Here is a 24,002-nt window from a genome sequence, read left to right as displayed (position 1 = left end):
AAGTCTATCGGCGTGTGAACCACATTGAGGAAAACACCACCCAATTGGAAAGTGACGCCTGTAACCAGTGCTGGAAGGACGACGGCGTTACTCAATTGGTTTGGTGTGGGGGATTCGAGGTTCAAACTAGGACAGCCAGCGATAAGAGAAGTGCGGGAACCATCACCACTAGCCCCACCTTCAGAAACGAGCTCGCGCTGACACTAAAGCCCTCCCGGCGAAGCGCAGAGAGCCACAGTATCGTCGCAAGCGAACCTGTCACAGAGAGGTTGGGGCCGAGATCGACGCCAATGAGGACCGCGCCTGCTACACGATCCGAAACCTGCGCGGTTTGAACGGCGCTCCCCGCGAACAGCCCGGCGGGCAGGTTGTTGACGAGGTTTGAGACAAACGCGACGCCGATACCGGCGATTGCGATTGCCCGCGCCTCGGACTGCACGCTAATCGTCCTCAATTCATTGGCAAGCATTGCGGTCATGCCAGCATGATTGATGGCATCGACGATAACGAACAAGCCGGCCACCAGCGGCAGCACGCTCCAGCTCACACCTCGGATAATGCCGATCGGATGTTGCCGGATGATTGTCATAACGAGCAGGGTCGTCAGGACTCCGGCGACAAAGGTGGGCAAGCCGAGGTCGAGATGCATCGCCGATGCCGAGAGGAGCAAGATCGCGGTCAAGATCAGGCCGCCTCCCGCCAGTTTGGCGGATAGGGTCAGTGGCGGGCGATCGACGTGCGGAGCAATCGTGTCACCGGCCAAGGCACGTCTCTGGGACCAGTAAAGCGCCACGAACGTCACGACGATCGACACGACAGAAGGCACCAGGAATATGCCCATCCAACGGGACAGCGGCGGCATTTCTCCGCCCGCGAAGATCACCAGATTGGCAGGATTGGAAATAGGCAGCACAAAGCTTGCGGCATTGGCGATGAATGCGCAGATCAGAAGATAAGGGAGTGGATCCTTTACGTTGGCCGCACGACATGCCGCGTAGACGGCTGGCGTCAGGACAACGGCGGTCGCGTCGTTTGAAAGCAATGCGGTCACGATGATGCCAACGACATAGACAAGCACGAACAGTCGTCGCGAAGATCCCTTGGCGTATGAGGTGGCGATAGCGGCGATCCAGTCGAATAGACCTTCCCGCCGAGCGAGTTCCGACAGCAGCATCATGCCGATTAGAAAGAGATAGACGTCGAAGCCCTTGGTGATCCCTGACCAGACTTCGTCGGGTGGTATGATGCCGAGGATGAGGATCAGCGTTGCCCCGGCGACAGCCCAGACGGCTTCGGGCAGTCGAAAGGGACGGGTGACCACCCCAGCGGCTGTGGCTGCGGCGATGGCTGAGGTATAGAGCGGTGTATTCATGCTTTGCCTCGGATATGAAACTGCTGATCGACGTCCTGGTCCGCGGATCGAGCTCTCATCTGCCCAGCGGCCCCGTTGCGAAGCCTGTCGAACAGTAGATAGATGACGGGGGTCGTATAAAGGGTCAGCAACTGGCTGACCAGCAGCCCGCCGACGACGGCATAGCCGAGTGGTTGGCGCAGCTCGGAACCGGTTCCATGCCCAATGGCGAGCGGGAGACCGCCGAGAAGAGCTGCCATCGTCGTCATCAGTATAGGGCGGAAGCGCATCTCGGCCGCTTTGACGATGGCGTCCTCGCTGTACAGGCCTTCGCCTCGCTCTGCCTGGATCGCGAAATCGACAAGCATGATGCCGTTCTTCGTGACGATGCCGATCAGCAGGATAATGCCGATCATCGCCACGAGACCGAAGTCGAACCCCGCCAACCGCAAGGCCAGCAACGCTCCTAGACCTGCAGAGGGCAGGGTGGATAAGATTGTTAATGGATGAATGAGGCCTTCATAGAGAACGCCGAGAATAATGTAGACTACCACCAGCGACGCCAGGATCAACAACGGCACTGTACCAAGCGAATCCTTGAAGGCCTTGGCGCTTCCGGAGAAACTCGTCTGCAGCGAGACCGGCGGATGCATGTCCGCGACGGCGTTCTCGATTGCCTGTGTCGCCTCCCCAAGTGCCACGTTTGGCGCCAGATTGAACGAGATGGTGACGGCTGGCGACTGGCCCTGATGCGCGATTGAAACCGGAGAGACGCCATCCGTCGTCCATTTCGCAACGACCGAAAGCGGCACCAAGGTGCCGTTATTTGCGCGGACCGAAAGGCGATCAAGCGTTGCAATGTCGCGCTGGAGATTTGGTAGGACCTCCAGCACGACCCGGAACGTATCCGTCTGCGTTGAGTAGGAGGCGACTTGCCGCTGACCGAAGGCGTCGTAAAGCGTCTCATCGATTGTGGACGGGAGGACGCCGTAGAGCGATGCTGCGGCACGGTCCATCTTGATCGACAGATTGGGGGCTTCGGCCTGCTGATCGCTGCCGACATCGCGCAGCGCCGAGATCCCCTGAAGGCGGTTCGTCATCTTCGTTGCCCAGTCGCCCAACTCCTGGATATCGGCGTCCTGCAGCGTGAACTGATACTGGGTCTTGGCCGGGCGTGCTCCGATGTTGATATCCTGCGCCGACTGCATAAACAGCTTGATGCCTTGCTGGGTGGCCAGTGCTGTGCCCAATCTGTCGATGACCTGTTTGGCACTTGCGTCCCGATCTTCCAACGGTTTCAACGTGATGTTGACGTGACCCTGGTTGAGTGCATTGCCACCATTGCCGCCACCGATGTCCATGAACACGCTATAGACGGCCGGATCCTTCATGATGATCGCGCTGACGCGTTCCTGCAGCTTGGTCATTTCCGTGAAGGAGATGTCGGGCGAGGCTTGGGACAGGCCAGCAATGAAGCCGGTATCCTGCTCGGGGAAAAACCCCTTCGGCGCAACAATGAACAGGTAGGCTGTTGCAACAATTTTGCCGATAAAGACGATGAGCGTCAGAAACCTGTGGCGGATGACGGGCTTAAGGCTGCGGATGTAGAGGGCGGTGAGCCGCTCGAAGAAGGCTTCGCCAACCTGATAAAAGCGTCCACGCTGATGTTTGCCGACTGGAGGAATGAACTTCGACGCCAGCATAGGTGTCAGAGTTAGAGAGACAACTGCGGAAATCACGATCGCGACCGTCAAGGTGATCGCGAACGCGCGAAACAGCCGGCCGACAATGCCACCCATTAGGAGGATCGGGATCAACACGGCGATCAGCGAAAGGCTGATCGAGATGATCGTGAAGCCGATCTCGCGAGCACCCGTGCGTGCTGCCTCGAGCGGCTTGACGCCATCCTCGATGTGCCGGGTTATGTTTTCGAGCATGACGATCGCATCATCGACGACAAAGCCGATGGCGACCACGAGTGCCATCAGCGAGAGATTGTCCAGGCTGAAGCCGAGAACCCACATCGGCGCGAGAGAGCCGGCGAGCGCGATCGGCAAAGTCAGCACCGGAATGATGGTGGCGCGCAGGCTTCGCAGGAACAGGAAGATCACGACGACGACAAGGCCGATCGCCAGCATCAGCGTGAATTGGACATCATCGACCGATGCCCTGATCGTGTTGGTGCGGTCCGTCACCAGATCAAGCTTGATAGACTTCGGCAGGGATGCCTGAAGTGCGGGTAGCTGCTTTTTCACCGCATTGACGACGGCAATGACATTGGCACCCGGTTGGCGGAAGACGTCGAGCGCGATGCCGCGCTCGCCGTTCGTCCAATGCGCCATCTTATTATCCTCGGCGCCATCGATTGCCTGACCGATGTCGCGGATGCGAACAGGGCCGCCGTCGCGATAAGCGATGACCGCATCATTCCATTCGGTGCTGCTGTTGATCTGATCGTTGGTATCGATCGGGAAGGTTCGCGTTGGATCGTCGATGTTGCCCTTGGGTGAGCTGAGGCTGAGATTGCCGATCGCGGTTCGAACGTCCTCCAGGGTGACATCCGCCTGAGCCAGCCGACCGGGATCGACGGCTATGCGGATTGCCGGCTTTTGCCTGCCGCCGATGTTGACGAAGGCGACTCCGGAAACCTGGCGGATCTTCGATGCGACGTTGCGTTCGATATATTCGTCGAGTTCCGGAAGGGTAAGGGTATTCGAACTGGCCGAGAGTTGCATGACCGGAGCGTCGGCGGGATTTGCCTTATGTACCGTCGGCAACGACGTCATGTCCTTCGGCAGTTGGCCGGCTGCTTCGCTGACGGCGGTTTGAACGTCGCTCGCCGCTGTCTGGATATCCTGATCGAGGCCGAACTGCACCGTGATTGATGTCGTCCCCAGCGAACTGTTTGATGTCAATTCGGTAATGCCGCTGACACGCGACAGAGCATCCTCGATCGGCTGCGCAACGCTCGCCGCCATCGTCTCCGGTGACGCGCCGGGAAGGTTCGCGGCAATCTGTATGGTCGGGAAGTCGATCTGGGGCAGAGCCGAGACCGGCATGAACGGATAGCAGATCGCTCCAAGCAGGAAGATGCCGCTCATGATCAGACCCGTCGCCACCGGATGCGTGATGAAGAAATCGAAGAACCCAATGGTCCTTGCCGGGCCGATATCTTGCTCGCTGATCATGGCGTTGCCTTCTCGGCGAGCTCACCCGTCGGCGATCCGGACCAGGGGGTGACCGAAACCTTGACGCCATCGCCGATACGCGACTGACCATCCATGACGACCTCATCACCGTCCTGTATGCCGTCGGTCACGAGCGCCTTTGCGTCCGTGACGAAAGCCGTTTTGACCTCCTTCTTTTCGACGTTGCCATCAGGCCTGATGATGTAAGTGTAGAGACCGTCACGGCCTCGAGCGAGCGCCTTATCCGGAACGACGATGCCGGTTCGTTTTTCCACTGTCAGCGTCGTCGCAACCGGGAGGCCCGGCCAGAGAATGCCACCCTTATTGTCGAAGATTGCCTTGAGGTGGATGGAGCCGTTTGAAGCGTCGACGGCATTGTCCAGGGTGGTCAGTTTCCCCTTGGCAAGGATGTGGCTGCCGTCCGTGCTTGTCAGCGTAACCTCGGCGATACCCTGGTTAAGCGCATCCCTGATTTCACCAAACCGGTCGCCCGGTGCTACGAAGGAGACGGCGATGGGGTCCATTTGTGTGATGGTCACGATCCCGTTGGCCGAACTCGCGCTGACAACGCTTCCAACATCGATCTGCTTGAAGCCGGTGCGCCCGGAGAGGGGCGCGGTGACCGTTGCAAATCCGAGTTGGGTCTCCGCGCTCTCGATAATGGCGTCGTCGTACCGCACCGCAGCCGCGTATTGCTCGCTGGACGCCGTTTTCTGTTCGAGCGTCGAGGCGGAAGCGATGCCTTTTTCGGCGAGTGCCGCATAGCGCTGCGCGTCTGTCCGCGCGCTGTTCAACTGCGCTTCGTCCTGAGCTTTTTTTGCCTTCGCGGAGGCCAGCGCCGACAGGAGCTCACGGTCGTCCAGTTTGAGGAGGACCGCTCCCTTCTCCACCATCTGTCCCTCGGCAAAGGGCATGTCGACGACTTGGCCGTCGATACGCGGACGAACGGTGACGGACTGAAGAGGCGCGACGGTGCCTATGCCGTTGATAACCCGGTCGATCGTCTCGGTGTGCGCCTTGATGGCGGTCACTGGAACGACAGCAGTGTCTCCCGCCGACAAGGGACTGGCATGGATGGCGACAACGCTTATCAACGCAACGCCGCACACGCTTTTGCCGGAGGTGGCAAGCCGTTGAACCAAAGGACTTATCATACCTGCCACTCCCTGAAGGTCGACTGATCGCGCCGACGAGGTTGGTTCAACGGCACTCTCAAGTCGCACCAGCCAGCTAATTACTGCACGATTACGGTCTCAATCGTTTGAGGAAGTCCTCAATCGGTCCGCCATGCGGAGGCCGGCGGGGCGGGGAACGAAGCACATCGGTCTTGCCGTCCTGATGGACGATGTAGCTCGCATGCAGAAAACCGTGATCGAAGCGGCCCTGTACACTGACGGTCTCGCCAATGCTGACAAGCTTGCTGTCGTCACCGGCCGGCCCCGTTTCGATCAATGCGCGTCCGCTGTCGTCCTGAACGATGAATTTGTTGCCGAAGATCTCGGCGACCTTGCCCTTTACGGTCACCACACTCAAATCATCATTCAGGCTCGATATGGACACGGGAGTCAAAGGTGCCAACTCGACATTTGGGCGGGTAAACTTCATTGCCGCCGCACCCCCTGCCGCTCCAATGGCGAGGATTGCGACAGCCGCAATGCCAAAGGCAGCAAGGTGCGTGGCAGGTCGGCGTCTCGGCCCTTTGCCCCGACCGTGCTCTGGCGATACTTGGGAAGTGTCGTTTTCGTCGGACATGGTATCGTCTCCAATTTGTTTGATTGGAAAACAATAGTCGGCGTGAGCTCGATCCACGCTGAATGTGGCGGTTCAGTTTCAGTTAAGCAACGTCGCCCTAGTTCATTGGGAACAACCGGTCACAAGCGAGTGTGCGATGCGAGTCCTCCTGGTCGAAGATGATGCCGATCTGTCCAAACGCATTGCGGCGAGCCTGCGGGCGGAAAACTTCGTGGTCGACATCGCCAGGAACGGAGAAGACGCCGAACACGCGGGCCTCACCGAGATTTTCGACGTCGTCGTGTTGGACCTCGGCTTACCTAAAATCGACGGCGTGACGGTGCTTAGGTCCTGGCGGAGCGCGGAACGGACCCTTCCGGTGCTTGTTCTCACAGCGCGGGATGGCTGGCCCGACAAGGTCGCCGCCTTCAAGGCAGGAGCCGACGATTTTCTGACGAAGCCGTTCAAAATTGAGGAACTCATCTTACGTCTTCGTGCCTTGGTGCGGCGGGCCACCGGTCACGCTGCCTCGGTGATCGCCTGCGGAGACCTTTCGTTCGACGCGCAACTGGGAACGTTCGAACTTGCCGGCCTTCCACTGAAGCTGACGGCATTCGAATGGCGAGTCCTCTCCTGCCTGATCCTTCGCAAGGACGTGATCGTGGATAGGCGCGAACTCATCGAGCGGGTCTACGAGGGAGACGCGGACGTAGATTCCAATTCGATAGAAGTGATCATCGCCAGGCTGAGGCGCAAGATCGGCGCCGGTAGGATCGAGACCGAGAGGGGACGCGGCTACATGTTGAGGACCGGCCAGTGAAGCTACCGTTGCCGTCACCGCGCAAAACAATTGCCGGTCGCCTGATCGCGTTTTCGATGTTCTACGCCATGGCGGCATTGATCGTCGCCGCTTTTGTCCTCTGGTTCATCGTCGCGGCTGTGGTCAGGCAACAGGTCGATCAGCGCCTCGATCTCCAAATCGATGCTGTTCGCAGCACTCTGGTTCTAGGACCCGATGGCGTATTTGGCCTATCAGGTAATCTTGATGGTCCTCCCTTCGATCGAACTGGCTCGGGTTGGTACTGGCAGGTCACCGCGGATGGCCGGCATCTATCCTCAAGATCACTTGATGGCGGTAGTATTGCCAGTCCGCCGCGAGCGCTTGACTGGAAAAGGCTCTTTATGGGCAAGCCACAGCCGGCGGTGGGGTCTGGAGATAATGGCGAAGCACTGTACTTTCGTGTGGCGCGGACCTTCGTGAGTGGCAAGGCAGTCGAGATCCTCGCGTCCGCCCCAAAGGTCGCGCTGACGGCTCCCGCTGCAAGAGCGCTCGCACTTCTGGTGCCGGCGATGCTGGCTCTTGGCGCCATTCTCGGCGTGGGGATTTTGTTTCAGGTTCGATATGGTCTCTTGCCGCTGCGTGCGTTGTCGGGACAGATTTCAGAAATTTCGTCAGGGCGGCTCCGTGAACTGCCGCAAACCGAAGTCGATGAGCTTCGCCCCGTCATTGGGGAAATCAATCGTCTGGTCGAGCACAATCGCAAGCGGCTTGCCGAGACCCGGCTCCAGTTTGCCAATCTGGCGCATGGACTGAAAACGCCGGTCGCGAGCCTTTATCTCGCGCTCGATGGCAAAAACGACCCGACCGGCGAGGCGCGACACCTTGTTGGTCGAATTGATCGAAGGATTCGACACCATTTGGGAAGGGCGAGGGCTGGAGTTTCGGAGGCGGGATTGGCTTCGTCGACAGATCTTCGGTCGCGCGTGGACGACATAGTGCAGATGATGTCGAAGCTTTATGCAGAGCGACGCCTTAGTGTCGTTACAACCGTCGGTTCCGATCTCCGCATAAGCTGTTCAGCGGAGGATACTGACGAGGTTCTCGGTGGGATCATCGACAACGCGTTCAAATGGGCGGCAAGCTCAGTTCGAATAACAAGCACCGCCGAAGGCGCTATGGTGCTGATCTCAATAGAGGACGACGGGCCAGGTATTGAGCAAAGCCGGATCGCCGAAGCGATGAAACCGGGCGTCAGGCTTGACGAGACCGTTGCGGGTGACGGCTTCGGGTTGTCGATCGCCAAAGAGGTCGCCGAGCTTTACGGCGGGTACGTCAAATTGCAAGCCAGGCCAGAAAACGGACTTATTGCCGTCGTGGCGTTACCAGATGCACATGCGCGCGATTTTGCGCGGTCTTCGTGAGGGCGCTTATCCTAGCCAACGCTCCCGGGTACTTGGATTCGAACCTCACCAAAAGCAAGGCAGTGCCAACTCCGATGGTTCCAGACACAGGCAGAGCCAAATGCTGAGTCTGTTTTAGCTCTGGCGGTTTTCCCAGAGTGTTGTTTGTCGCAAACGTCGGTCGACCCATCCCGAGGATGTGGCCACCGAGTGTTCATAGGCGCCGAACAGGGATGCGGGGTTCACAGGTGCTTGGCAGCCGTTCGTCACAATCTGCCGTCCTCTTTTTCGCCCGAGAGCATGACCAACATTCGGCTGAAAGGGTTCCAAAGCCGCAATGAGTTCGATCAATACATCGCCGAACTAGAAGAAGACTTCGATGTAGATATTGAGGAGTCTGAAGAACCGGACGAGCTAGAGGCTGCAAGGAAGAGATCGTGTGGCTGCGCAGGGAAGTAGCCGACCTCCGGCAGCGGCTAGCCGTCATCCGCGCACAGACGGAAGGAACAGTTAACAGCGAAAATCCCAATCTGTGGCCTGGAACTGCAACAACATTGGCGGCTATTTTTATGCTGGGGAAGATCGTACAGCATCTTCGGCGGGGCGATCTGCAGTTCGACTATTGCGGACCAAGGTGAGGCTGCGCCGATGCCTTCGGCAGCGTGTCACGGCGCATCTTCAAGGGGAGCCATGAATCCAAGAGTTCACGGCGTCCTCGAACCTGAAAAGGGAGCTCAAACAGCCTGCGCAACTGAGAGCGGCGCGATCTCTTGAGGACGTTCTTTTTTCCCTTTAATGACACTTCGAAGCTCGTGCAAAATTTGCGGCGATTACCGGGCTTCTCAACTCGGATCGCCAATTTATTCTTCCTTTCCGCATTGTTAGCAGCAACGTTGCGGGAGTGCTAATTTTTTTGTTTCCTCCCCTTGAAATCGAAAAATCCCAAAACCAGATCATTTCGCGCAAAAAGCTCGATCGAGGTTTTGCACCCGCCCGGACTGGTCATCCGGTCCGGCCAGGGGAACAACGTTACTATTGATTGTCCATCGGAGGAAAACATGTCGTTCCGACCACTTCACGATCGCATTCTCATCCGCCGGGTCGAATCGGAAGAAAAGACCAAGGGCGGTATCATCATTCCGGACACCGCCAAGGAAAAGCCGCAGGAGGGGGAGGTTATCGCCGTTGGCCCCGGCGCGCGCAGTGATGCCGGCCAGATCCAGGCACTCGATGTCAAGGCCGGCGACCGTATCCTGTTTGGAAAATGGTCGGGCACCGAGATCAAGATCAATGGCGAAGATCTCCTGATTATGAAGGAAAGCGATGTCATGGGCATCATCGAAACCCAGGCCGAGTAGAAGACTGCTTGAGCCATCTACCCGAAATCATCAGTCAGATAGCTGCCTATTGAGGAGTTGAAGAAATGGCTGCGAAAGAAGTCAAATTCCACACCGATGCACGTGAACGCATGCTGCGTGGGGTCGACGTGCTCGCTAATGCCGTGAAGGTTACGCTCGGCCCGAAGGGCCGCAACGTCGTGATTGACAAGTCCTTCGGCGCTCCGCGCATCACCAAGGACGGGGTCACCGTCGCCAAGGAAATCGAGCTCGAAGACAAGTTCGAGAACATGGGCGCGCAGATGCTGCGCGAAGTCGCTTCCAAGACCAACGACATCGCTGGCGATGGCACGACAACCGCGACGGTGCTTGCCCAGGCCATCGTAAAGGAAGGCGCCAAGGCGGTTGCTTCAGGCATGAACCCAATGGATCTGAAGCGGGGCATCGACCTTGCCGTCGAGGCCGTCGTCAAGGAACTGAAGACCAACGCCCGCAAGATATCCAACAATTCCGAGATTGCCCAGGTTGGTACCATTTCTGCCAATGGCGATGCAGAAGTCGGCCGATTTCTTGCCGAGGCGATGGAAAGGGTCGGAAATGAAGGCGTCATTACGGTGGAAGAAGCCAAGACCGCAGACACCGAACTCGAAGTCGTCGAAGGCATGCAGTTCGACCGTGGCTATCTCAGCCCCTACTTCGTGACCAACCCGGACAAGATGCGGGTTGAGTTCGAGGATCCCTATATCCTCATACATGAAAAGAAGCTGTCGAATCTGCAGGCCATGCTGCCCATCCTTGAAGCCGTAGTACAGTCGGGGAAGCCGCTCCTTATCATCGCTGAAGACGTCGAAGGCGAAGCGCTGGCAACGCTCGTCGTCAACAAGCTGCGCGGTGGCCTGAAGATCGCTGCCGTCAAGGCTCCGGGCTTCGGCGATCGCCGCAAGGCGATGCTGGAAGATATAGCCATCCTGGCGGGCGGCACTGTCATCTCCGAAGACCTCGGCATCAAGCTCGAGAATGTGACGTTGAACATGCTTGGCCGGGCAAAGAGGGTTACCATCGAGAAGGAAAACACGACGATTATCGACGGCGTCGGCTCGAAATCTGAGATCGACGCGCGTGTTGCCCAGATCCGGGCCCAGATCGAAGAAACCACCTCCGACTACGACCGCGAAAAACTGCAGGAACGCCTTGCCAAGCTCGCTGGCGGCGTTGCCGTCATCCGCGTCGGTGGCTCGACAGAAGTCGAGGTGAAGGAAAAGAAGGATCGCGTCGACGATGCACTGCATGCGACGCGGGCCGCCGTCGAGGAAGGTATCCTGCCGGGTGGTGGCGTGGCGCTGCTGCGCGCTGTCAATACTCTCGACGGACTAAAGACCGACAATGACGACCAACGCGTTGGCGTTGATATTGTCCGGCGGGCGATCGAGGCGCCGGTTCGCCAAATCGCTGAGAATGCTGGAGCGGAAGGCTCGATCATTGTGGGCAAGCTGCGCGAGAAAAGCGAGTTCTCGTTTGGCTGGAATGCTCAAACTAACCAATATGGCGACCTTTATGCCCAGGGTGTTATCGATCCGGCCAAGGTCGTGCGCACGGCACTTCAGGATGCCGCTTCGGTTGCCGGCCTGCTGGTGACGACCGAGGCCATGATCGCCGAAAAGCCGAAGAAGGAAGTCCTTCCCGCTTTACCTCCGGGCGCCGGAATGGACTTCTGATGCGACCAAAGAGGCCTGCCCTCGGGTGGGCCTCCCCTTCACATGATCAAACTATTCAAGTTCCATCGGTGAAGATCTATGGAGTCAACGATGAGAAAGGAAAGCATTAGCAACTCGATACCGGAGGAAGCCACGGCAGCGATCAGCGCCGCGCATCTGCTTCATCCGGCTAAACATTTCGAACACCCGCGTGATGTGCTTGCGGCCCCTGGCATCGGCAAGCAAGAGAAGCGGGCCATTCTTGCCTCTTGGGCATCCGACATCTTTGCCGTCGAGTCCGCTCCGGCCCTTCGCCTTTATCCCGGGTCGAACAAAGCGGTCTCCTATGATGAGATCATTGAAGCGTTGAAGGCATTGGACGAGGACGGCCAGCGATCTGTAGGCCAGGACCCATCCGGTTCCTTCAATCAACCGCATCGCCGACAACGGCAAACACGCGGGTTTGGCGGCTTTGGCCTATGTAGCTACCGGAAAGGAGACCGTCGCCCACCACCGCTTGAGATATAGGCCGTGCTTGCTGCCGCGCCGCTTTGAGGACGCGGACCTGATTTTTGCCGACGACTCTTTGCTCAATAGCGGAGGTTTTGCCGATGAAGATCGCACAGATAGCGCCGCTCGCTGAAAGTGTTCCGCCCAAGCTCTATGGAGGAACCGAGCGGATTGTCTCCTATCTTACAGAGGAACTTGCCGCCCAAGGCCACGACGTAACTCTTTTCGCCAGCGGCGATTCAGTGACGGGCGCCAAGCTCGTGGCGTGCTCGGACGTCGCGTTGCGGCTCAACCCGGCCGTCAAGGATAACCTGCCGCATCAGATCGTAATGCTGGACGAGTCCGCCGGCGTGCGCAGGAATTCGATATACTCCACTTCCATATCGATCTCCTACATTTCCCACTGATCCGCGATTTTGCCGACCGTACCATCACTACGCTTCATGGGCGGCTCGATCTTCCGGATTTAAAGCCATTCTATAAAGCTTTTCCCGACATTCCGCTGGTCTCGATCTCCAACGATCAGCGCCGGCCGATGCCGCCGGTCAACTGGTCCGGAACAGTTTATCATGGACTGCCGGTTAATCTGCTGCCCTTTACGGAAAAGCCGAAGGGCAACTATCTCGCGTTCCTCGGACGAATATCGCCCGAGAAGCGGCCGGACCGAGCAATCCAGATTGCTGTGAAAGTCGGCATGCCGCTGAGAATCGCAGCCAAGATCGATGATGCCGACAAGGCCTATTGGGAAACAGTGATCGAACCGATGGTCAGGAGCCATCCGAATGTCGAATTCATCGGCGAGATCAACGAGCATCAGAAAGCCGACTTCCTCGGCAACGCCCGCGCGCTGCTGTTCCCGATCGACTGGCCTGAGCCCTTCGGGCTGGTCATGATCGAGGCCATGGCGTGCGGCACGCCAGTCATCGCCTTCCGCTGTGCGCTGGTCGATAGCGTCGAGGAAGCAGTGGAACACATCGAATGGGTGCTGCGCTTCGATCGCCGCAGGGTTCGGGCTACTTTTGAGAAGCGTTTCACAGCTGAGCGAATGGCTCAGGACTATCTCAGCCTCTATCGACAATTGCCTGGCACCCTGACGAAAGCCGCGCGGCTTCGCCCCATCAAAGGCCAAGCAGTCGATCTACAGATCGTCGCTTAGAAAGGCCTAGGCCTTTAGCGATCGCTTCCGCGGACGGTATTCGACTGCACCCTGAAGAGCGGCTCGCCCTCCCGCGGCGGCGCATGCGCACCATTCGTTCACGCAAGGGTGGGAATACGACACAGGCGTTGGAAGACGTCCGCGTCATTCCTTGAAACCGAATATAATTACGGCGAAAATTAACTTTTTATGGGTAATTCCATTTCTCTTGAAAGCGCAAACCGCTGAATTATATTAGTATTGTTCGATTGCCCAATTGGGATCGACAAGTCCAGGAGACGCCACGTGCTCTTGGCGTCTCCTTGTATCCATGTTGCTTATAAGGAGGATATGGCTATGAGGACAAACCTCGATTTTTCCCCCTTGTTCCGATCGAGTATCGGTTTCGACCGCATGCTAAATGCGCTCGAGGCCGCAAGCCGCACCGAGATGGTCGACAACTGGCCTTCGTATGACATCGTCAAGACAACTGAGGACGATTACCGCATTGCTATGGACGTGGCGGGCTTCTCGCCGGACGAACTGACGATCACCCAGGAGCAGAACATGCTTTTGGTCTCCGGCCAAAAGACAAACGGTGAAGAGGTCCATTACCTGCATCGCGGCATTGCGAGCCGCTCGTTCCAGCGTCGGTTCGAGCTTGCCGACCACGTCAAGATCGTCGGTGCTGGCCTCGCCAACGGTCTGTTGACCGTCGATCTCAAGCGCGAAATCCCTGAAGAGATGAAGCCGCGCGAGATCGAAATAAAGACCAACATCGCTCTGCCGAAGGCGGAGAGCAGACAGATCGAGGCCGAGAAGGCGGCTTAGGCTCCCGATAGCAGAGTAAAAGCGCCGGGCCACGTCCGGCGCCTCCAGGAATTCCCCGAATTGTACAAACAGAAAGGAGAAAACCATGAGTGTTCGTGATCTGATACCCTGGGGCCGCGATAACGGCAACCAGGTTCCAAGTCTCTTCCGCGATGACGACCGTGATCCCTTCCTGTCGCTTCATCGCGAGGTGAACCGTCTTTTCGACGATGCATTCCGAGGCTTCGGTTCCGGCCTGCGATCCGTCGGAAGCGGCTCCGCTTTTGGAGCCGGCTGGCCAAGTGTCGAAATCTCCGACACTGACAAGGAGATCAAGGTGACGGCCGAAGTGCCCGGGCTGGAGGAAAAAGACATCGAGGTCCTGCTCAATGATGGCGTGCTGACGCTGAAGGGCGAAAAACGTTCCGAGAGCGAGGATAACAATCGGCAGTTCTCCGAGCGCTATTATGGCCGGTTCGAGCGCCGCATCCCCCTCGGCGTCGAGGTCAAGGAGGACCAGGTCGATGCGCATTTTAAGAACGGCGTACTGACCGTCAGCTTGCCGAAAAGCGAGAAGGCACAGTCGCAGGTCAAGCGGATCGCTATCAAGAGCTAATCAGTCCGACGCTATGGCGGCCGCGGGTATAAACTGCGGCCGCTCCAGCCAATTTTGCAGTTAGCTTGAGTTCTTCTACGCGATTGTCGAGTCAACTGGACTGTGAAGGCGCTATGCACACGTGGAAGCGCCCGCCGCCCGTAGATGAGTTCGGGCGGCGGGCATGGTCGCCCTTATAAACTGAACGACACGGTGGGCCGACCAACCCGGCCAGGACGCCAAACCAAATAAGCGAAACGTTGTTCCCATCTGATGTTCAACGTGATGGAGCAGTCGCGTGTGCTTGGAAAGAGGAATGAAAGCAAATGTTCGACACGAAGTTTGCCAAAAGCAGCGATGCACCGGCGCGATTCTGCCAATCACCCGGGTTCATCGACGTTCAAAGGCAATGGACGACTTTTCCGGTCCAGGTGAAAAGCAATCATGTCGCGATTGGCGTAGTGTATCAGCAGCGTCTCGTAAAAGGCTGCCAGAATGTGTTCTGCCAATTCGGTGTCTAAGCTCCCCTTGCGAAGTAAGGTAGGTTTCCGCTCCTGCTCCAGCACTTGTTGCTCGCATTCGGCGATATGGTGATCGACCATCTTAAGGTCGGCTTGGGTGAACATCTCCTCCCCTTTCAGCCTAGGCTGAGTGTCGCCGGGAAGTGAAAGCGTAGCAAAATGCTCTTCTGGAACTCCGTGTAACGATCATGGTTTGGTATCAGGAGGATGCGAAGATGACGCTGCAATGGTGGACCGTGCCCGTGACGATCGAAACGCGCCGGGTTGGTCGATATGTTACCATCAACAGCACCGAAAAAGCAGCCGAATATATGCTCGAGGAATGGCCGGGAAGCCAAAACGAAACGTCATTCCTCGTAGCAAAACAGGCTTTGATCGATGCTCACGAGGGTAAGATTTCAGCACAAGAAACGCGCCGCGCATTCTTAGCCGCGGCGGAAGACGCTCGAATCTTTTTCTTCAACCAATGAGACAAAAACGGCAGGGAAACGGGAGAGGTCCCTGCCGTGCTAAAGAGCTGCTGTTGACGGATGAAAGGGCGGAACGTCAACGCAGCTTGCCGCGCCGTGAGAGTGGCGGCTGGCGAGTAAGGCAATGGACTCGCCACTTGTCAAACATCTACCCGCTTCATTTGCTCCGCCAAAGACGCATCAGAGATCGATTTCCACTATAAGTACTTGTTCGTCAGAAGGTGTTGATGATGCCACTTGTGAGGGAGAACAACCACTGAAGCGACCCGGAGCGCGATGCTCGCGGCCGCAAAAGAGAGCGGTGTGCAGGAAATGGGGAATGAGGTCGTGCAGGGCATCCGTTCGCGACTGTTTTCCCGTCCAATGCGATTTGTCTAGAAGCTGTGCGCCAAGCTTTTAGTTTGACGGTCATCAATTGTGTGAGTTCCTGGCGGCAAGGGCTCGTCTTGTCTGCCGAGCAACTTGTTTGATTGCCTCATATGCACTGCCGTTCCTCCCAGAAGCCCACGAGAAGTCGCAACCGCGTCTGGAGTAAAGCAAGAGCGTTCCCGGTGACCGCGACCATGGCCCGATGCTGGCATCGCCGCTTGACCCTTTGGTTTGCACGCACCTAAAATTGGGTATGAGCGAGTCCGAAATTCCTCTCACAGGCGGCGCAGATTCGAATGTTGTCCGGATAGGCGACACGGTCCGGCGGCGTGGCCGGGCGTGGTCTTCTGCCGTTCTGAATCTACTTCGCCACATTGAACACCAGGGATTTGAGGGAGCGCCCCGTGCGTACGGCTTCGATGATCAAGGACGCGAATGTCTCACTTACATCGAAGGTGAAGTTGGCTTAGGCAAAGGATTCATTCCTGATCAATATGGCCGCTTCGACGTCCGGCTTCCTGATTACGTGTGGAGTGACCGGGCCCTTGTCCATTTAGGGAAATTGCTGCGATCCTACCACGACGCTGCAGCAAGCTTCCTTTGGAATGACCGCAACTGGCGTATTGAACCTCGCGAGCCCGTCGAGACGATCTGTCACAATGATTTGTCACCGTGGAATACCGTCTTCCAAGCCGGGCTTCCTGTAGCGTTTATCGATTGGGACGCTGCAGCACCAGGACCGCGCTCTTGGGACCTTGGTTTCATTGCGTGGCGTTGGGTGCCTTTTTGGCGTGATGGCAAATGCGAAGCGCATGGCTTGCCGAAAGGCGTCCGCGAGAAAGCGCGACGCTTCCAGTTGTTCCTAGACGCCTACGGGATAGAGCCCGACATTGAAATCATGAGGGCAGCAATCGAAAGGGTGCGGCAAATGCAGGAGCACATGCGCAATCTCGCTGCATCCGGCTCTCCATGGGAAATGGAATTGGAACGCCGCGGCGTACTTAATGAAGGAGCGCTCGAAATCGCTTGGATGGAAGAACATGCACGGGAATTGGTGCAGCGATTTAGTGCGTCGTCATAGGTCTGGATCAGACTGCGCGATCAAGCCAACACCCGGCAAGGTGCGAACGACACACCGGTTATAATGGTCTCGGAATCAAATCGCAAACGCCGCCTGAGCACGAGATCGCGATAGGCCCTTGAAGGCTCGGCGAGCAGTTCCAATATCATTTTCAGGCTTATGAGTGGCATGGAAAGGAGGAAGAAAATGCCGCTGAACGATATTCCGTGGGATCGTCCGGTAACGATCCGCCTCCAGTGCGGTTTGGAACGCACCTTCACCGGCGTCTATGATGCGCTGGATTTTCTCGAGAACGAATGGCCATTGCGACATGGAGAGCGCCACAAGCGTGCCATGAAAACCTGTCGCGGTGCACTCAATGGCGCCATTCCGGCGCTGATCGCTCGGGAAGCATTCATGGCCGCTTGCCTTGAAGCGGGAATGGCAACCGTGATGACCACGTCAAAAATGAAGCCGCATACTTACCCAGCCGCAGCCAAACGGATCAGTGCGATTTAATGTGGCATCTTAGGTCCCGCTCGGCTCGATGCGGGACCTGTGCTCTAGTTCCTCCCAGATTTTCCCTGGCGACAGTATAGGCTCCGCCGTTGGTTGGATAAGCCGCGAGTCTCTGCCGATAGGAAAAGTATAGGATGACAAGAACGGCGATGATAGGCAAAACCAAGCGTGCCGAGCGGTATCAAGATAGTCAGAGCCGCTTCGGGGCCGCAAGAACATGAACCAAGGCCATCCAGACCCAGCGCCGGCACTGCCTCTATCCAGCCGATCTTCTTGTCTTCATGCTCGCGATTGGCGAGCCGGCGGCCGAACAATAGGGTGAAAAGGGGCAAGACGGACTCCTGGTCGAGCAAACAGGAGCCTAACCATGGTGAAGTCTGCAAGTTCCGGCTCGGATGGGCGCGAGTCTTATGGGAAACAGATTTGCCTGCGAATGTTCTGGTTTCTTTTGCCAAATTGCCTCAATGATGCAGGAAGACTTTGAGGCCGCGGTTTTACGTCGCGGCAGTTGATCCCTTTACTCCGGTCTCGAAACCGGTCTCGATAACGGGAGTCCCACATTCCCACGAAGGATTGCTCTGGCACTCCCGGCCGTTGCGGGGGTCGATGCTTCGGCATGGTGAATAGATCGGCCGCCGCCGGGTTAAACCAGGGCAAACCTCCCGTGTCAGAGATGCGAGATTAATATCCACTGAGGTGTGTGCCGTTTCAGATCGCGGTCCGCAAAAACCTCAGTAATCGAAGCATTGAGATCGTAAGCCAAGCGAATTCTTCCGCCTCCCTGGGTTAGCCTCAGTGATCGCGAAGGAGCGACATGCCAAGCCGGCTCGAGCAGACATCGGCGTCGAGGTTAAGAAAGGTCACCTCAATGCCCGCTTCATGACAGTATTCCTCGCCATCAGACAGGCTGAGGTATCTGCCACGGGAACAACAACGCCTTGATTGGCTTTTCCGTTTCACGACGGCACATTTGAGAACCAGCCATGGCCAGCGATAAGTTATCGACTTACAGATCCAAACGCGACTTTCAGAAGACCGCTGAGCCGAGCGGCAAGAGGCCGATCAAGAAGACTAACCGCCGGCGCTTCGTTATTCAGAAGCATGACGCCACACGCCTGCACTACGATCTGCGGCTCGAGCTCGATGGCGTGTTCAAAAGCTGGGCCGTCACTAAAGGACCATCCCTCGATCCGCACGACAAGCGGCTGGCGGTCGAGGTTGAGGACCATCCACTCGACTACGGCGACTTTGAAGGCACCATCCCGAAAGGTCAATATGGTGGCGGCACAGTGATGCTCTGGGACCGCGGCTATTGGGAGCCTGGAGCGAGAAAGAGCCCAGAACAGGCGCTGGTCAAAGGCGACTTCAAGTTCACTCTGGAGGGCAAACGTCTGCATGGAAGTTTCGTGCTCGTGCGGATGCGCAACGATCGTGATCGCGGCAAACGCACCAACTGGCTGTTGATCAAGCACCACGATGAATTTTCCGTCGAGGAGGATGGCGCCGAGATCTTAGAGGAGAATGCCACCTCGGTGGCGTCGGGACGAACGATGGAGATGATCGCCGCGGGCAAGGGCCGAAAGCCGCGACCGTTCATGGTCGAAGGCAGAACTATCGAGGCCGACGCGGTGTGGGACAGCAATCATGGCCTTGCCGCCGAAAAGCGGAGATCGGAAGCGAGGAGCGGCAAAAAGGCCAACACGGTCACGCCTGTCCACATTCCGGATTTCATTGCGCCGCAGCTTTGCGAAACCCAGCAGCGTCCGCCGCCCGGCTCGGGCTGGATCCATGAGATCAAGTTCGACGGGTACCGCATCCAGATGCGTGTGCTCGATGGCGACGTTACGCTGAAGACCAGAAAAGGGCTCGACTGGACCGGCAAATATCCCGAGATTGCCGAAGCAGCGTCGACGCTGCCGGACTGCATCATCGACGGTGAGATCTGCGCGCTCGACGATCATGGTGCGCCGGATTTCGCCTGCCTGCAGGCGGCCCTCTCGGAGGGGAAGACCGGAAGTCTCGTCTACTTTGCCTTTGATCTGCTTTATGACGGCAGCGAGAATCTACGTTCCCGGCCTCTTATTGAGCGCAAGGCGCGATTGCAGGAGCTGCTCATCAAAGCAGGCGGCGATCTGCGAATCCGGTTCGTCGAACATTATGAGACCGGCGGCGATGCTGTCTTGCGGTCCGCCTGCAAACTCTCGCTCGAAGGCATCATCTCCAAGAAGGCGAATGCGCTATATCAGTCTGGCCGCACGGACACCTGGGCGAAGTCAAAATGCCGTGCCGGCCATGAGGTGGTGATCGGCGCTTATGCTAAGACCAACGGCAAATTCCGGTCCTTATTGGCGGGTGTTTATCGTGGCGACCGCTTCGTCTACGTCGGCCGCGTCGGAACTGGCTACGGCGTAAAGAAAGTCGAAACGCTACTGCCGAAGCTGAAGGCGCTGGAGGCCACGAAATCGCCGTTCACCGGCATCGGGGCGCCGAAGAAAGAACCCGAAGTCGTCTGGCTGAAGCCAGAGCTCGTCGCCGAAATCGAGTTCGCGGGGTGGACGACCGACGGTCTCGTTCGCCAGGCAGCGTTCAAAGGGCTGCGCGAAGACAAGCCGGCCAAAGAAGTCGAGGCCGAACGGCCGGCGCCCCCCGCGGAGGCAGACGTTCCAGAACCGGCTCCGCATGCCAAGGCAAAGCCGGCGCGACGGAAAGGGGCGAAGGCCGACGTCATGGGCGTGCTGATCTCCAATCCGGATAAGCCACTATGGCCTGACGCCAACGATGATAAACCCGTCAGTAAGGAGGACCTTGGGCGATATTATGAGGCGGTGGGATCGTGGATGATCGAGCATATCAGGGGCAGGCCATGCTCCATCATCCGAGCGCCGGATGGAATTGCCGGGGAGCAATTCTTTCAGCGCCATGCAATGCCGGGGCAATCGAACTTGCTCGATCTGGTCAAGGTGTTCGGCGACAAGAAGCCCTATCTACAGATCGATCGAATCGAGGGGCTTGCTGCTGTTGCGCAGGTCGCCGCCGTCGAGCTCCATCCCTGGAACTGCGAACCCGGTCAGCCAGAAGTGCCCGGCCGCCTTGTTTTCGATCTTGATCCGGGTCCGGACGTGCCATTCTCGACGGTAGTTGCCACTGCCCGCGAAATGCGCGACCGACTGGACGAATTGGGACTGATCAGCTTCTGCAAAACGACGGGTGGCAAGGGCCTGCATGTCGTCACCCCGCTGAGCGTCAATAAGCGCAAGCCGCTCTCCTGGGCTGAAGCAAAGGGGTTTGCCCACGATGTCTGTCAGCAGATGGCACGGGACAATCCCGATCTTTATCTCATCAAGATGACGAAGAGTCTGAGAGGCGGCCGCATCTTCCTCGACTATCTGCGCAACGATCGCATGTCGACCGCTGTTGCGCCCTTGTCGCCGCGCGCCCGGGCCGGTGCCACCGTGTCGATGCCGCTAACCTGGGCGCAAGTGAAATCCGATCTCGATCCAAAGCGCTTCACCATCCGCACGGTGCCGGCGCTTCTTGCCAAAAGCTCGGCCTGGAAGGACTATTGTGATGGCGAGCGGCCGCTCGAACAGGCCATTAAGCGTCTCGGCAAATCAAGACCGGCAGCGTAATTTTCAACGTGCCTTCCGGAACGGCGCGCGAGCACTCGCGACGGGGTCGGCCGCTCACCTTTGCTACAAACGTCAGGCGAAGGTGCCGCCTGGATTGGGGTCGGACGAAGGTTGCGCTGAGGTCCATGCATCAGCCTGCTTTTCCGTCGGCACGTTGCCGTTCGGGGTCAATTCGTTCACCGCCTGCGGAAGATCCCGAGACAATCGGCTCAGAATTTCCTGCCGCGAGAGGCCGGTCTTGGCTGCAAGCTCGTTGAGAGTTTCGTCGCCGAGTGCCTGGCTCAGCTCCTGATCATTTATCGGCTTGTTGTCGCCTGTGCTGACCCAGGATTCGACTTTGTCGCCCTGACCGTTGCGTTGGAACTGCTCCAGAAGACCTCCGAGCCGCTCAGGATGCCTCCGGCCGCACTGCTGCCAAAAAGATCGCCGAGCCCTCCGCCGCGCGCGAGATTGCCGAGCAGGTCGCCAATCCCGCCAGTGCCAGACAGCTTTCCTTCTGCGCCGGTCTGGCCGCTTTGTGCGCGCTGTCCAATTCCCTTTAAAACTTCCGCTATCTTATCGTGGTTCTGGTAGCCGGCGAGGGCCAACACGGCGAGCAGTGCGGTCAATGGTCCACGGGACATCTCCTAAGCGATTGGGATGGGTTCTCAGGAAACTAGTCGTCGGTCACAATGTTCCGCTCGGCTTCTCGCCCATGTCGAAGACTGCGGCGTCGTTCCTGGATGCCTTAGAAGCTCGATGGCCGAACGCTACGAAGATGGCGCGTCGTTTCCGCTGTGGCCCCACGTTCACATCATCATCGCTTAGATTAAGTGCCGGCGAGGCTGTCGCTTTCGTAATGAAAAACCGTCAGTTGAGAGGGGTCTGCTAGACAAGCGGGCCCACAATCGAATGGCGAAAAGGGACGTGCATCAGTCCGGCAATCCGGTGATAAAAAATTTTCGAGGACCGTCTTGAATCTGAAAAAAGCACAAACCAAATCGATACTACCGGCAGCCCAGGTGGGGGCCGGAAAGCCGGAGACGCAGGTTTCCGACGCGTCTCCTTTCCATCTCGCTTTACGGAGGATTTGGTTATGAGAAACGACTTCGACTTCGCACCGCTCTATCGGTCCAGCATTGGCTTTGACCGGGTGTTCAATCTCCTCAACAGTGCCCAGCGCCTGCAGGCCGTCGAGACCTGGCCGCCTTACGACATCATCAAGACGGGTGAGGATGACTATCGCATCCAGATGGCTGTCGCTGGGTTCGCAGATGCCGACCTAGACATCACGCAGGAGCGAAACGTGCTTATCGTGAAGGGCCAAAAGGCCGAACAGAAAGACGGCGAATATCTGCACAGGGGCATTGCCGGGCGCGCTTTCGAGCGCCGGTTCGAACTGGCCGACCATGTCAGAGTTGAGAATGCCGCGTTGACGAATGGCCTTCTGAGCATCGATCTAAAGCGCGAAATCCCGGACGCTATGAAGCCGCGCAAGATCGAGATCGGCAGCCAGCCGCAGGCAACGCCGCTTCAGATCGACGCCGAAAAACAGGTTGCCTAAGGACAGTGAGTGCCGCTCGCTCTCGGGCGGCACCTCTCAGTCAGAGACCTCGAAATGAAAACGATCGACATTCAAAAGGCGGTTTTCCTCGATGCCCGCGACCTCGCTGCCTGCCAGGTCGTCTTCGACGAACTGCTAAGGGAGATCGGGATGGCCAAGGACTGCGAAGAGGCCGAGCGCATCGGAGCCATCGTGATTGAGCTCTATCGGCAGGGTGTCCATGATCCCGCTCACCTCAAACTGATGGTCGAGAGCGCACGCGGCCTGTTCGGACGCGCCAAGCCGAGGACAACTGTATCAAGATAGTGTCACGGGGTCGCCCGGGATGCCGGGCGACCTTCTCGATGCCTCCTCGCAACCACGGACTTGCCGCACGCGCGCTCTGTGGCGATCTATCGGCGCGCGGTTGCAGATCGTGATGCGGGGACTTCTGTATCACCCAAAAGCGACGGACCGTGAACGGATCGTGCGCACGCCCATCATAGCTGGGGACGAATTTCAGAACGTCATTTTGCCGTAGACGGCGCATTCGTCATATTGAAGACGGCGGCATTGTCCTGAACCTCACGCAGGCCCTTGTAGGACGGATGACGCAGGTTCCCCTCATTCGTCCAGCCACGAAACTCGATCTCGGCAATCAATGTCGGTTGCGCGAAGACCAGGCGTTTGCCTTTCACCGGCACGACTGGCTTGTTCGTCTTGAGCCTATCCAACGTCCTGCGCAGCTCTTCGGCTTCTTTCCGATTAAAGCCCGTTCCGACGGATCCGACGTAGATCCAGTCGTGAGCTTTCCGTCCGGCAAGCAAAAGACTTCCGAGACCCCCGCGCGTGGTGGCGGACTGCTCGTAACCGACGATCATGAAGCTTTCGCTCTGAACGCATTTGATCTTCAGCCAGTCGCCGAGGCGGCCGCTGCGGTAGGGCCGATCGCGATGCTTGGCGATGACGCCCTCCAAACCATGGTGACATGCGTAGTCCAGTAGTGCCTCGCCATCGAACTGTAGTTCCTCCGAAAGCCGCAGGGCACCATCGGCGTTCTCCGGTATCAAACCTTCAAGCAGGTGACGGCGCAGCGAGAGTTCGGTGCGGGTGAGGTCGTGACCATCCAGATAAAGCAAGTCAAAGGCGTAGAGGATCGACTCGGTCGAGATGCGTTTGCCGCCGCGGCCGCCGAGCGAGTGCTGCAGGGCACCGAAATCCGACCGGCCTTGTTCGTCAAGGACAACGGCCTCTCCGTCGAGAATAGCCGTTGTAAGCCCGAGGTCTCTTGCCGCGGCTGCGATTGCTGGAAAGCGGTGCGTCCAGTCATGGCCGCCACGCGTGAGGATCCGAATACTCTTCGGTTCGATGTGGATCGCC

The 24,002-nt window shown here is 57.9% G+C and carries 21 protein-coding genes and 1 pseudogene; 14 read left to right on the top strand and 8 right to left on the bottom strand.

Annotation, left to right across the window (positions count from 1 at the left end; translation table 11 throughout):
* Positions 1–121: 121 nt before the first annotated feature.
* From C9E91_RS05000 to C9E91_RS04985, 4 genes are all read right to left on the bottom strand, one after another.
* On the bottom strand, positions 122–1,372 hold the full coding sequence (locus C9E91_RS05000; protein ID WP_107107274.1) for an arsenic transporter: 1,251 nt from the start codon (positions 1,370–1,372) through the stop codon (positions 122–124).
* A complete protein-coding gene (locus C9E91_RS04995) occupies positions 1,369–4,539 on the bottom strand; it encodes an efflux RND transporter permease subunit (protein ID WP_245407421.1) in 3,171 nt (1,056 codons plus the stop codon). The genes C9E91_RS05000 and C9E91_RS04995 overlap by 4 nt, the downstream gene beginning before the upstream one ends.
* A complete protein-coding gene (locus C9E91_RS04990) occupies positions 4,536–5,693 on the bottom strand; it encodes an efflux RND transporter periplasmic adaptor subunit (protein ID WP_107107273.1) in 1,158 nt (385 codons plus the stop codon). The genes C9E91_RS04995 and C9E91_RS04990 overlap by 4 nt, the downstream gene beginning before the upstream one ends.
* A gap of 91 nt (positions 5,694–5,784) precedes the next feature.
* Positions 5,785–6,291, bottom strand: coding sequence for a hypothetical protein (locus C9E91_RS04985; protein WP_107107272.1), 507 nt, complete (start codon positions 6,289–6,291; stop codon positions 5,785–5,787).
* A 136-nt stretch (positions 6,292–6,427) separates the two neighbouring features.
* Between C9E91_RS04985 and C9E91_RS04980 the strand changes: the two genes are divergently transcribed.
* The 8 genes and pseudogenes from C9E91_RS04980 to C9E91_RS04945 all read left to right on the top strand — a co-directional run bounded on the left by C9E91_RS04980 (position 6,428) and on the right by C9E91_RS04945 (position 14,553).
* Positions 6,428–7,090: a response regulator transcription factor gene (locus C9E91_RS04980; RefSeq protein ID WP_107107278.1), complete on the top strand. Its 663-nt coding sequence runs from the start codon at positions 6,428–6,430 to the stop codon at positions 7,088–7,090.
* Positions 7,087–8,472, top strand: a complete 1,386-nt coding sequence (locus C9E91_RS04975; RefSeq protein ID WP_245407420.1) for a sensor histidine kinase — start codon at positions 7,087–7,089, stop codon at positions 8,470–8,472. Before C9E91_RS04980 ends, C9E91_RS04975 begins: the two co-directional genes overlap by 4 nt.
* A gap of 1,037 nt (positions 8,473–9,509) precedes the next feature.
* On the top strand, positions 9,510–9,809 hold the full coding sequence (gene groES / locus C9E91_RS04970; RefSeq protein WP_107107270.1) for a co-chaperone GroES: 300 nt from the start codon (positions 9,510–9,512) through the stop codon (positions 9,807–9,809).
* Positions 9,810–9,874: 65 nt separating this feature from the next.
* The gene (groL, locus tag C9E91_RS04965; protein ID WP_107107269.1) at positions 9,875–11,503 is read left to right on the top strand and encodes a chaperonin GroEL; all 1,629 of its coding nucleotides are present in this window, start codon (positions 9,875–9,877) and stop codon (positions 11,501–11,503) included.
* A gap of 90 nt (positions 11,504–11,593) precedes the next feature.
* Entirely contained in the window at positions 11,594–12,010 is a 417-nt protein-coding gene (locus tag C9E91_RS04960; protein WP_107107268.1) for a hypothetical protein, read from the top strand.
* An 83-nt stretch (positions 12,011–12,093) separates the two neighbouring features.
* A pseudogene (locus C9E91_RS04955) lies at positions 12,094–13,148 on the top strand (glycosyltransferase family 4 protein).
* Between the two features lie 336 nt (positions 13,149–13,484).
* Complete coding sequence (locus tag C9E91_RS04950; RefSeq protein ID WP_107107267.1) at positions 13,485–13,958, top strand: Hsp20 family protein; 474 nt, start codon at positions 13,485–13,487, stop codon at positions 13,956–13,958.
* 85 nt (positions 13,959–14,043) lie between these two features.
* Positions 14,044–14,553 (top strand): Hsp20/alpha crystallin family protein, encoded by a 510-nt coding sequence (locus C9E91_RS04945; protein WP_107107266.1) that lies wholly within the window; start codon positions 14,044–14,046, stop codon positions 14,551–14,553.
* 359 nt (positions 14,554–14,912) lie between these two features.
* On the opposite strand, the gene C9E91_RS04940 is transcribed toward C9E91_RS04945, so the two are convergent.
* The gene (locus C9E91_RS04940; protein WP_107107265.1) at positions 14,913–15,158 is read right to left on the bottom strand and encodes a hypothetical protein; all 246 of its coding nucleotides are present in this window, start codon (positions 15,156–15,158) and stop codon (positions 14,913–14,915) included.
* Positions 15,159–15,268: 110 nt separating this feature from the next.
* Here C9E91_RS04940 and C9E91_RS04935 point away from each other — a divergent pair, with 110 nt between their 5' ends.
* From C9E91_RS04935 to ligD (C9E91_RS04915), 4 genes are all read left to right on the top strand, one after another.
* Complete coding sequence (locus C9E91_RS04935; protein WP_181316010.1) at positions 15,269–15,523, top strand: DUF982 domain-containing protein; 255 nt, start codon at positions 15,269–15,271, stop codon at positions 15,521–15,523.
* Positions 15,524–16,145: 622 nt separating this feature from the next.
* Complete coding sequence (locus C9E91_RS04930; RefSeq protein ID WP_107107277.1) at positions 16,146–16,973, top strand: aminoglycoside phosphotransferase family protein; 828 nt, start codon at positions 16,146–16,148, stop codon at positions 16,971–16,973.
* 186 nt (positions 16,974–17,159) lie between these two features.
* Positions 17,160–17,471, top strand: a complete 312-nt coding sequence (locus C9E91_RS04925; protein ID WP_107107263.1) for a DUF982 domain-containing protein — start codon at positions 17,160–17,162, stop codon at positions 17,469–17,471.
* A 983-nt stretch (positions 17,472–18,454) separates the two neighbouring features.
* Positions 18,455–21,100 carry a DNA ligase D gene (ligD, locus tag C9E91_RS04915; protein WP_107107262.1) on the top strand — a complete coding sequence of 882 codons (2,646 nt, stop codon included), beginning with the start codon at positions 18,455–18,457 and terminating at the stop codon, positions 21,098–21,100.
* Positions 21,101–21,172: 72 nt separating this feature from the next.
* Here ligD (C9E91_RS04915) and C9E91_RS20080 read toward each other — a convergent pair whose 3' ends face one another.
* Together C9E91_RS20080 and C9E91_RS20075 are read right to left on the bottom strand one after the other, a co-directional pair.
* The gene (locus C9E91_RS20080; RefSeq protein ID WP_343070044.1) at positions 21,173–21,472 is read right to left on the bottom strand and encodes a YidB family protein; all 300 of its coding nucleotides are present in this window, start codon (positions 21,470–21,472) and stop codon (positions 21,173–21,175) included.
* Positions 21,397–21,708: a hypothetical protein gene (locus tag C9E91_RS20075; RefSeq protein WP_343070041.1), complete on the bottom strand. Its 312-nt coding sequence runs from the start codon at positions 21,706–21,708 to the stop codon at positions 21,397–21,399. Before C9E91_RS20075 ends, C9E91_RS20080 begins: the two co-directional genes overlap by 76 nt.
* Before the next feature lie 467 nt (positions 21,709–22,175).
* Here C9E91_RS20075 and C9E91_RS04905 point away from each other — a divergent pair, with 467 nt between their 5' ends.
* Together C9E91_RS04905 and C9E91_RS04900 are read left to right on the top strand one after the other, a co-directional pair.
* Positions 22,176–22,643, top strand: coding sequence for an Hsp20 family protein (locus C9E91_RS04905; protein WP_107107261.1), 468 nt, complete (start codon positions 22,176–22,178; stop codon positions 22,641–22,643).
* A 54-nt stretch (positions 22,644–22,697) separates the two neighbouring features.
* Entirely contained in the window at positions 22,698–22,949 is a 252-nt protein-coding gene (locus C9E91_RS04900; RefSeq protein WP_107107260.1) for a hypothetical protein, read from the top strand.
* Positions 22,950–23,149: 200 nt separating this feature from the next.
* Here C9E91_RS04900 and ligD (C9E91_RS04895) read toward each other — a convergent pair.
* The coding region (ligD, locus tag C9E91_RS04895; protein WP_107107259.1) for a non-homologous end-joining DNA ligase at positions 23,150–24,002 on the bottom strand (853 nt) is incomplete at its 5' end.

Origin of the sequence: Rhizobium sp. SEMIA4064 (genome assembly GCF_003025035.1) — a bacterium.
In the GTDB taxonomy this organism is placed as follows: Bacteria; Pseudomonadota; Alphaproteobacteria; order Rhizobiales; family Rhizobiaceae; genus Rhizobium; species Rhizobium paranaense.
This window is presented reverse-complemented; position numbering and strand designations above follow the sequence as displayed.

Excerpts from the sequence above, each read along its gene's own strand:
- C9E91_RS05000 (WP_107107274.1), bottom strand. The coding sequence starts at position 1,372 with ATGAATACACCGCTCTATACCTCAGCCATCGCCGCAGCCACAGCCGCT.
- C9E91_RS04995 (WP_245407421.1), bottom strand. The coding sequence starts at position 4,539 with ATGATCAGCGAGCAAGATATCGGCCCGGCAAGGACCATTGGGTTCTTC.
- C9E91_RS04990 (WP_107107273.1), bottom strand. The coding sequence starts at position 5,693 with ATGATAAGTCCTTTGGTTCAACGGCTTGCCACCTCCGGCAAAAGCGTG.
- C9E91_RS04985 (WP_107107272.1), bottom strand. The coding sequence starts at position 6,291 with ATGTCCGACGAAAACGACACTTCCCAAGTATCGCCAGAGCACGGTCGG.
- C9E91_RS04980 (WP_107107278.1), top strand. The coding sequence starts at position 6,428 with ATGCGAGTCCTCCTGGTCGAAGATGATGCCGATCTGTCCAAACGCATT.
- groES (WP_107107270.1), top strand. The coding sequence starts at position 9,510 with ATGTCGTTCCGACCACTTCACGATCGCATTCTCATCCGCCGGGTCGAA.
- groL (WP_107107269.1), top strand. The coding sequence starts at position 9,875 with ATGGCTGCGAAAGAAGTCAAATTCCACACCGATGCACGTGAACGCATG.
- C9E91_RS04960 (WP_107107268.1), top strand. The coding sequence starts at position 11,594 with ATGAGAAAGGAAAGCATTAGCAACTCGATACCGGAGGAAGCCACGGCA.
- C9E91_RS04950 (WP_107107267.1), top strand. The coding sequence starts at position 13,485 with ATGAGGACAAACCTCGATTTTTCCCCCTTGTTCCGATCGAGTATCGGT.
- C9E91_RS04945 (WP_107107266.1), top strand. The coding sequence starts at position 14,044 with ATGAGTGTTCGTGATCTGATACCCTGGGGCCGCGATAACGGCAACCAG.
- C9E91_RS04940 (WP_107107265.1), bottom strand. The coding sequence starts at position 15,158 with ATGTTCACCCAAGCCGACCTTAAGATGGTCGATCACCATATCGCCGAA.
- C9E91_RS04935 (WP_181316010.1), top strand. The coding sequence starts at position 15,269 with ATGACGCTGCAATGGTGGACCGTGCCCGTGACGATCGAAACGCGCCGG.
- C9E91_RS04930 (WP_107107277.1), top strand. The coding sequence starts at position 16,146 with ATGAGCGAGTCCGAAATTCCTCTCACAGGCGGCGCAGATTCGAATGTT.
- C9E91_RS04925 (WP_107107263.1), top strand. The coding sequence starts at position 17,160 with ATGCCGCTGAACGATATTCCGTGGGATCGTCCGGTAACGATCCGCCTC.
- ligD (WP_107107262.1), top strand. The coding sequence starts at position 18,455 with ATGGCCAGCGATAAGTTATCGACTTACAGATCCAAACGCGACTTTCAG.
- C9E91_RS04905 (WP_107107261.1), top strand. The coding sequence starts at position 22,176 with ATGAGAAACGACTTCGACTTCGCACCGCTCTATCGGTCCAGCATTGGC.
- C9E91_RS04900 (WP_107107260.1), top strand. The coding sequence starts at position 22,698 with ATGAAAACGATCGACATTCAAAAGGCGGTTTTCCTCGATGCCCGCGAC.